Source organism: Alteromonas sp. MmMcT2-5, assembly GCF_022348315.1.
GTDB classification, from domain to species: domain Bacteria; phylum Pseudomonadota; class Gammaproteobacteria; order Enterobacterales; family Alteromonadaceae; genus Alteromonas; species Alteromonas macleodii.
This window is the reverse complement of sequence record NZ_JAKRFB010000092.1, coordinates 1-8,615: the sequence shown is the minus strand read 5'-3', so window position 1 is coordinate 8,615 and position 8,615 is coordinate 1. Positions and strand designations below refer to the sequence as shown.

At 40.5% G+C, this 8,615-nt stretch carries 9 protein-coding genes; 7 read left to right on the top strand and 2 right to left on the bottom strand.

What is annotated here, in order from left to right:
- Positions 1-61: 61 nt before the first annotated feature.
- Positions 62-226: a hypothetical protein gene (locus tag MHN09_RS20440; protein WP_239241792.1), complete on the bottom strand. Its 165-nt coding sequence runs from the start codon at positions 224-226 to the stop codon at positions 62-64.
- 90 nt (positions 227-316) lie between these two features.
- A complete protein-coding gene (locus MHN09_RS20435; protein ID WP_187447966.1) occupies positions 317-847 on the bottom strand; it encodes a hypothetical protein in 531 nt (176 codons plus the stop codon).
- Positions 848-1,708: 861 nt separating this feature from the next.
- Here MHN09_RS20435 and MHN09_RS20430 point away from each other — a divergent pair.
- The 7 genes from MHN09_RS20430 (at position 1,709) to MHN09_RS20400 (ending at position 7,998) form a co-directional block, all read left to right on the top strand.
- A complete protein-coding gene (locus MHN09_RS20430; RefSeq protein WP_202942879.1) occupies positions 1,709-2,770 on the top strand; it encodes a ParM/StbA family protein in 1,062 nt (353 codons plus the stop codon).
- 793 nt (positions 2,771-3,563) lie between these two features.
- Positions 3,564-3,848: a hypothetical protein gene (locus tag MHN09_RS20425; RefSeq protein WP_012516875.1), complete on the top strand. Its 285-nt coding sequence runs from the start codon at positions 3,564-3,566 to the stop codon at positions 3,846-3,848.
- Positions 3,848-4,183, top strand: a complete 336-nt coding sequence (gene tnpB, locus MHN09_RS20420) for an IS66 family insertion sequence element accessory protein TnpB (RefSeq protein WP_012518757.1) — start codon at positions 3,848-3,850, stop codon at positions 4,181-4,183. Before MHN09_RS20425 ends, tnpB begins: the two co-directional genes overlap by 1 nt.
- Positions 4,184-4,206: 23 nt before the next feature.
- A complete protein-coding gene (locus tag MHN09_RS20415) occupies positions 4,207-5,784 on the top strand; it encodes an IS66 family transposase (protein ID WP_156080669.1) in 1,578 nt (525 codons plus the stop codon).
- A complete protein-coding gene (locus MHN09_RS20410; protein ID WP_012516872.1) occupies positions 5,756-6,151 on the top strand; it encodes a hypothetical protein in 396 nt (131 codons plus the stop codon). Before MHN09_RS20415 ends, MHN09_RS20410 begins: the two co-directional genes overlap by 29 nt.
- A gap of 20 nt (positions 6,152-6,171) precedes the next feature.
- Entirely contained in the window at positions 6,172-7,035 is an 864-nt protein-coding gene (locus MHN09_RS20405) for an AAA family ATPase (protein WP_232380367.1), read from the top strand.
- Between the two features lie 3 nt (positions 7,036-7,038).
- Entirely contained in the window at positions 7,039-7,998 is a 960-nt protein-coding gene (locus MHN09_RS20400; protein WP_187448086.1) for a ParB N-terminal domain-containing protein, read from the top strand.
- The last annotated feature ends 617 nt before the right edge of the window (positions 7,999-8,615 follow it).

Genomic DNA, 8,615 nt, shown 5'->3' with positions numbered 1-8,615 from the left:
TGCCACACTTATAAGTAGTAACCCACCTCCGCAGCCATTTATTGGTGTGGTCTACAGAGGATTATGTCTTTTTAGAGGGGAAAATCCCTAGAACCCCAAGTTCTAAAAATTTCGCGCCTGCTTGGGTAATTCGTTTTTTATTTCTCTCATAGTAATTACCGATTGAGGCGCTGCGGATGTTTATTTTTCGAGTGGCGCTTAAAACTGCGCCTTTGATATCTGCCATGAGTTTCTCCTTTGAAAATTTTTTCAGGCATCATAATGATGTCTCATTTTCAGAAGGAGGTATGGGATTTAAGGTATCTCTTTTGAGCCCTTAATTTTCAGTTTTCACTGATGCGGATGCATATGCCTCTTCAAGTTCTTCTCTTAGGTCGGGCATTTTATTGACACGCCTTTTTACTTTCTTCAGAAGATACAGGTCAGATATAACACCTCTGTACTCTTTTATTATTTGCTCGGTTTCGAAGGCAAGTTTAGCAATTTCTACCGGAGCGAACTTCATGAAACTTGCTAATGTGTAGCCTGTTTTATTCACAGGAACTTCTCTTGATACCTTGTTAACGCCTGCACGCCTTACTGAGTCGTACTGGTACCATCTAATTCGAGGAGCACCGTCCTTTTCAGTGTATTCAGGGAATACGTCTGGTTTATATCTATCACTACGAATTGTCATTTTTGGGATGAGCGTATATCTGTACTTAGAATCAGCTTTGCTGACTTTGTTGTTACGCACATTGTTCATCATGCCCACGTATACAGATATCTGCGTCTCTATATCCTGAAGAAGCACATGCACACATTCTCTCTGAGCGAGATGTAATTTAACGTATTTTTCTCCAAACATTTTTTTACCAAAGTAGTATGTAATAATTTAATAACCTACCGAAGTATAAATTATGGGTTTCTAATTGTCATTTTTAATTTTATTCGTCGACGCTATACTTTCGTAAGTCATTGTTATTTATACATATATCATGAATTATATCTTTTCGTTTGACTCAATTTACAGTATTCGAGTAAAGGTTTAAGAGTAATTTAACAGGGTTTTTCTTTGGTTAGTTTATTATTTATCTATCTGAAACATATGGTTTTAAATGGTTTTTGAAGATTCCAGTAGGTTATATATAACCTATCATTGAATATAATGGTTACCATCAATGCATATTCTTTCGTTAATCCTAATGTATAAAGATTATTTCATTTCAGTTGAATTTACATATCTAATTGTTTTAAATGAACTATTCGTTATTTTGTTAAGCCTTAGTAGGTTATATATAACCTATTATTGAATATAATGGTTACCATCAATGCATATTCTTTCGTTAATCCTAATATATAAAGATTATTTAATTTCAGTTTAATTTACATATCTAATTGTTTTAAATGAACTATTCGTTATTTTGTTAAGCCTTAGTAGGTTATCAATAACTTACTTGAAGATTAGTTCTCCTATTCTGATAGCGATTGAATAAATCCATTAACACCACGATTTAGACCTCTTAATAGTCAATGCATGCTAGTTTTGCACTTTATTATTTATCTAGGGACACGTTTGTGTCCCAAGTGACATTTTTGTGTCCCAAGTGACACGTTTGTGTCCCAACTCATTTTCAAAGTAAATGTATTTGTTTTTCTTAGGGACACGTTTGTGTCCCAAGTGACACGTTTGTGTCCCAGTGAATTTTTGGTATATACGAGGTATAAGATGTCAGTAGCTGAAAAAATCATGAGTAATGAGAAGGTTCATCCTTCTATTGTTTCAATTGAAGTGGGATATGGCAGTACCACATTAGTTTATAGCGCCAATGGCAAGCATATGAACTCGATGACGATGCCCTCTCGCCCTAAACAACTCGGTTCAAGAAGTGATTTGACGGGTGGTCTACTGGTTACCACAGGCAAAAGTGCAGTTGTTATTGTTAATGACAACGAGTGGCAAGTTGGAACGGATGTAGGTTTATCTAGTGAGCGTAAAAGCGTTGAAGTACTTAATGATAACTACATCGATAGCGATGAATATTTAGCAATGTTTCTTGGTTGTCTATCGTTGCAACCTCATGATGAAATTGACATGTTAGCACTTGCACTTCCAGTCAATCGGATGCACCTCAAACCAAAATTAGAAGCAATGGCCAAGAATATCAAAATTGGTCAACGTCATATTGCTATAAGAAATGTGTGGATAGTCAGTCAACCATTTGCGGGTTTACTTTACCACGTATATGAATCATCGCCTGAAACTGGATTGCGAAGCCTAATTAACAAAAACTTCCTAGTTATAGATATTGGCTATTTAACTCTTGATTGGCTATCGATTAACAACATGAGACCTGATGAAAAACTATCTGGTGCTATAGAGCTTGGCATGTCTGTTCTCGTACATGAAATTGCAGAGTACCTCGGCTCTAGTAAGGTCTTCGATATTGGTGAGGTTTCTCCAGCTATTATTAATAAGGCTTTTGAAACTGGAAGTCTGTCTATGTTTGGTAAAACATTTAATTTCCCAATTCATAAGTCAGAAACTGTTTCTTTCGATGCCAGTAAACTCATTGCTTCACATATGGAAAAAGCGGCGAACAAGATAACTAATGTCATAGGTAAAGGGGCATCTCTAGATGGTATCGTCGTAGTTGGTGGTGCCTCAGGACTTTTATTAGATCACATTCAACGTCGTTTTAAGCACCATGCAGTAGTCAGTTATGGTATCGATGCAGTTGGAAAAGGTTTGCAATATGGTGGCGCGTTAAAGGCTAATTCTGGTAAATAACGATGTCGGATATCATGTGCAAGTTTAGGCTTAATAATGAAGAGTTACCGAATATAACTGCACTTGTTTCCAAATTAGATGGAAAGGGTCGAAATGAGATAATCCGGCTTTTCATGCGCTTAGCTTTAAACAATATCTCATATCCGCTAGAGGCCGGTGATGGATTTCAATCGTGTAATATCAGACTACGTATCACTAGAGCTTCACATCCAGATTTGTATGAACACTTAAATAGCTTTGCTTCTCGGCATCGGTCTGCTGAAGTAATTCGAATGCGCAGTTTTATTGAGAGTGCAAATTCCACATTCGTGACTAAGCCAATATTTACTGACAAAAAACAGGAGGTGATAGAGTCACAACCAATAGATCAGGAATTCCATGACAAGCCTCTATATGATGATCTTATTATAAACGATAGTGACATGGAGTTAGCTGAACTACTTTAGTTTGTTCTAGTGCTTCAGTTCCAAGTTCTTTCTTATATCTTAAATTAATATTAAAAACCCCGTGACGAGAGCGAAGCGACGTCGTGGGGTCGTTTCCTTCTTTATACTTATAACCCTTAAACTACTTGAAAAGCCAGAGGTAAACCCTGAAACAGGACGTAGAATCGGTTATACGCTTGAGCAAGTGAATATTCTACGAGAGCACTTCAAAATTGTTCCCAGATTGAAAAAGGATGCACCCACAAAGCGTTTAGGAATAACGTAAGCGATCAATATAGGCCGTCTTCCCCAGATTTAGCTACTCCGTAAAATAGCCTCCGTAGATTTTACTAACGGAGACTTTACTGATGGCAACAAAAAGACGTACACGTGAGCAATGGCAAAGATTGGTTGACAAGCAAGCAGCAAGCGAGCTGACAGTCAGTGAATTTTGTGCACAGCATGCGTTAACAGTATCAAATTTTTATCTGTGGCGTAAAAAGCTGAGCGATGATAGTCAACCGTTTGCGCAGCAGGATAACTGGCTTGCTTTTGATATGCCAGCGAGCGGAAACCAGAGTATAGATTCAGCGTGGGAGATAGAACTGGTATTACCCGGTGGTGTGGTGCTGCGGATGAACCGAGCCGTCTGATGTTACCCTTATCTAATGGGCGTATTTGGTTGTACACCGGCAATGCCGATATGCGCAAACAGTTTGATGGGTTGGCAGCGCTGGTACAGAGCAAGTTGGGCATGCAGGCGCATTGTGGTGACTGGTTTGTGTTTATCAATAAACGCCGCACCCAGCTAAAGGTATTGTATTACCATCAGGGCGGTTATTGTTTGTGGAGCAAACGTCTAGAAAGAGGTACCTTCGCCAAAGTCACTGACGGCACAGCAAAAACACCATTAAACAGCGCTCAGTTACAGTGTTTGATTGATGGGATTTACTGGCAAAAAGACAAACAAAACAGGCGATTTAATTAACTGATTTTGTTATAATTTAGCCCATGAAAACACGCTCTATTAGTCACCTTTCACTGTCTGAAATTGAGGCTGCCTTTGCTCATCAAGCCGAGGAAATTGCGCAACTCAAGCAGCAACTCGACTGGCTTAAACGTCAGTTGTTCGGGCGTAAGTCTGAAAAGGTGTTAGCGGATAATCCGGCGCAGAGCAGTTTGTTTGATGAGGGGGAAACCCTCACCTTACCGGCAGAAACAAAACCGGTGAAGGCACATACTCGTTCCTCACAAAAGCAACGTCGCGACTCGGATGTCAATGATGAAGGCCTGCGTTTTGATGAGACAGTGCCGCAACAGATTATTGATATACCTGCGCCAGAATTACAGGGGGCGGATGCCGACCAGTATGAATTAGTGGATACCAAAGAAACCTGTCGCTTAGCACAACAGCCTGGCAGTTATGTGGTATTGAGATTCCGTCGACAGGTCGTGCGTCATAAAACCACGCAAACCATTAAGGATACCCCAGCGCCAGGCAATGTGCTGGAAGGCTGTTACTGCGATGTCTCACTGCTCGCCGGACTGATGGTTGATAAAGCGGTGTATCACTTACCGCTTCACCGCCAACATCAACGGATGCTGGATAGCGGTATTACCCTTAGCCGGGCCACCTTAATCAACTGGATACAAAAAGGCATTGAGCTGCTTCGACCCATCGCCAAAGCCCAGTGGCAACACATTCTGCAAAGTAAAATACTGGCCATGGATGAAGTGCCCATTAAAGCAGGTCGCACTAAAGGCGCTGGCCGAAAACCCGGACACATGAAACAAACCTACTTCTGGCCCCTGTACGGTGACAGTGATGAAGTGGCGTTTACCTGGAGTAACAGCCGGGGTATGTTGCATGCCCAAGCACAGTTACAGGACTTTACCGGCACCTTGCTCACCGATGGTTATGCCGCCTACACCAAAACGGTTGAACAATTAAATCAATACGAACAACAGATTGTACATGCAGCCTGTTGGGTACACATGCGCAGGGGCTTTGAAAAAGCCCTCGACAGTGAGCCGCACACCGCGCAGCAGGCACTGGATATCATCGCCACGCTTTACCGGCATGAAAAACACATCAGGCATAAACAATTAGACCTAGCCGATATCCATGCTTACCGGAAACAACACAGCGAGCCACTCGTTGCTGACTTCTTCCGGTGGGTTTATCAACAACGACAGCGCACTGATTTACTGCCCAAATCTCCCTTCGCCAAGGCACTCCATTATGCGCATGAACGAGAAAGCCAACTCAAGGTGTTCCTGAGCAATCCTGCTTTACCCATGGATACCAATCATCTTGAGCGGGCATTGCGGGTAATCCCCATAGGGAGAAAAAACTATTTGTTCTGCTGGTCTGAACTTGGCGCTGAACAACTGGGCATACTGCAAAGTCTGATGGTGACTTGCCGCCTGCAAGGCGTTAATCCCTACCATTATCTGGTGGATGTATTACAACGCGTGGCATTACATCCGGCCAGGGACGTAATCGACCTCACGCCGCGGCTCTGGAAACAAAAATACAATCAAAACAGGTTAGTCAGCGATGTCAAAATACTCACTTCCCAACACTAAAATCTCAGCCACAATTATGGAGTTCGGTAAAGGAGTGTTAAATGCACTCCCTGCTGATTACAGCCAGGCAGAAATGGAAGATGCTATGCTGACGATAATAACCGTGTGGAATGCCATCGTACTGGACACTTGGCACAACACAGACAAAAATGAAAAAATGGTGCTTGATGCACTCTCTCAAGCGCCTAAAGAAGGACAACTTCAAGTAAAACGATTGATAAAAAGAAAGAAGACCAAGTTTAGCGATGATATCCGCGCGGTTGGAGATCACTGGATAAGAGAAGAGCAAGGGGACTTTATCTTCGGCTGTGAAGCACGGTTAGATATAGAACGCATCTCCTTAAACGAAGATAGCCTCAAACACTAAACGAATCACAACGGTCTATATTGATCGCTTACGGAATAACTAACGCGCTATATAACTTTAAAGGTGGCGTAGGTAAAACGACAACGGCTGTCAACATTGCTCAATATTGTGCGCTTAATGGCTATAAAGTACTGATAATTGACATGGATAGCCAAGCGAGCACGAGTGCTCTTTTTGGTATAGTAGGTGATGGTGATCTCGATGCTTATGACACTGTGTTACCTTTTACTTTATATTCAGAAGAGACGACGCTTGATTATGCGATACGTGAAACTCATTTCGATAATCTGCATATCATCCCTGCTACGCAACATCTATCTAGTTCTGAATTTGAAGCTGTTACTCAGATTAGCAGCGGCGATGATGATCCACTTGAATATTTTCAACGACTGAAAGAAGGTATTGATACAGTTAGACATAACTATGATTTTGTTTTTGTAGACGCACCTCCTAGCCTTGGCATTATCGGCCTTCAAACACTTCTCAGTGTAGACAACATTATTATCCCCTGCCCTCCGCGTATGCTTGATTTTGTCAGTACTCGACAATTTCTCGAAATGGCAACTGAATATGTTTTTAAAGTAGCTGAAGGGAAGGTTTTTAATAGTATCAAAGTTATGGCGTCAATGTATGACCGCCGAAATACTAAGAGCAATGAATTTATAGAGGTTATGGAAGCTGTACTTGGTAGACATATGTATACGAACAGCATGCTTCATTCTGAATCCATTGATAATGCTTCAGCAGTGTTTCAAACACCATATGAGTCTGTTAAGCCAGATAAACGCATTACTGAAAACATGAAAGATTTATTCAACGAAATTATTACTGATTTAACAAGCTTGAATAGTTTCCAAAATAGTACAGATGAGAACGAGGTTTAACAGATGAGTAAGAAGACAAGTCATATGCGGAGTTTGCTTGATGTCATCAAAAGCGATGAAGAACAAAATACTAATCAACAGGAACGCGAACCACAGAACAAAAAAACGGTTAACCCTGCCGTTAACCTTGCCATGGGCGTTCATGAAAAGCGCCCTAAAGCTATCAAAGAGCCGGTACTACATTTAGAGCATGATCAAGTAAAAATCTTTAAATACCATGACAGACATAATAGTTCTCTTGTTACAGAACGGATAGCACAGTTACGCAAGTCTATTGAAGCTGATGGTCAGCATATTCCGGGCGTCGTGAGAAAAACAAATGAAACTACTAAAGATGGTCGTATTGTTTATGAGCTAATAGTAGGTAGACTCCGTTTTGAAGCATCTCGAACAGTGGGCTTTTTCAAGGCTTTTATTAAAACGCTTAATGATGCTGAAGCGGCTAAACTTATGTTTAGTGAAAACGAGGATAGAAATGACATCCTACCATTCGAACGATGGCTTTCTATTTTGCCTCTTGTTGACGACAAAGTTCTTACAGGAAAAGAAATAGCTGAAATGATTGGCTGGGACGCTGGTAATTTTGCTCGAACAATGAAGGCCAGAGATGCATATGATGCTCTAGGCCTTGCTGAAAAGTTGGTGGACGTTACTAAAGTAAAACTAAACCAACTTGTGCGAATCGGAAGTTTATACAAAGAGGACCCTCAAGCGTTATCTCAAGCTGTAGAAAAGATTAAGTCCAATTATCCTGATAGAAAAAACAATCTCTTTTTAAAGTCTGTTATTTCTGTTATTGAAGAGGAAGAGAAGCCTGTAAACAAAACAACCATACTAAACGGGTCAAAACTTAAAGTTAAACGGATTGGCAATAAAGTGACAATGACGTTTGAAGGTTTACCTCGTGAATCGAGTATAGATGAGATTGTTGCGGCTCTAAAGGATGTTGGTGGTTTACAATAATTACTATCTTTATCAACCATTAACTCTTGAAAAATTTACGGATTGTAATTTACAATCCGTTTTTTTGTCCTGCTGAAAAGTGACGATTGTAAATTACAATCCGATGTTTTGACCTGCTGAAAAGTGTCGATTGTAAATTACAATCCGATGTTTTGACCTACTGAGAAGTAACGATTGTAAATTACAATCCGATGTTTTGACCTGCTGAAAAGTGACGATTGTAAATTACAATCCGATGTTTTGTCCTGCTGAGAAGTAACGATTGTAAATTACAATCCGATGTTTTGACCTGCTGAAAAGTGACGATTGTAAATTACAATCCGATGTTTTGACCTACTGAAAAGTGACGATTGTAAATTACAATCCGATGTTTTGACCTACTGAGAAATGACGATTGTAAATTACAATCCGATGTTTTGACCGTAAGCGTCCGGCAATACCACCTATCGCTTAGCAAACTGCCATGGTAGCAGTTGCTCGATATCGACGTCGGGCTTGCTGAGTTCATCAAGGCAAGTCTGATCTGCTTTAATCAAACAGGACACTTTAATAATGGAATATAATCCAATTATTGAGGTGTTAAATGACAAAACGAACAAACAGAAGTTACACGGCTG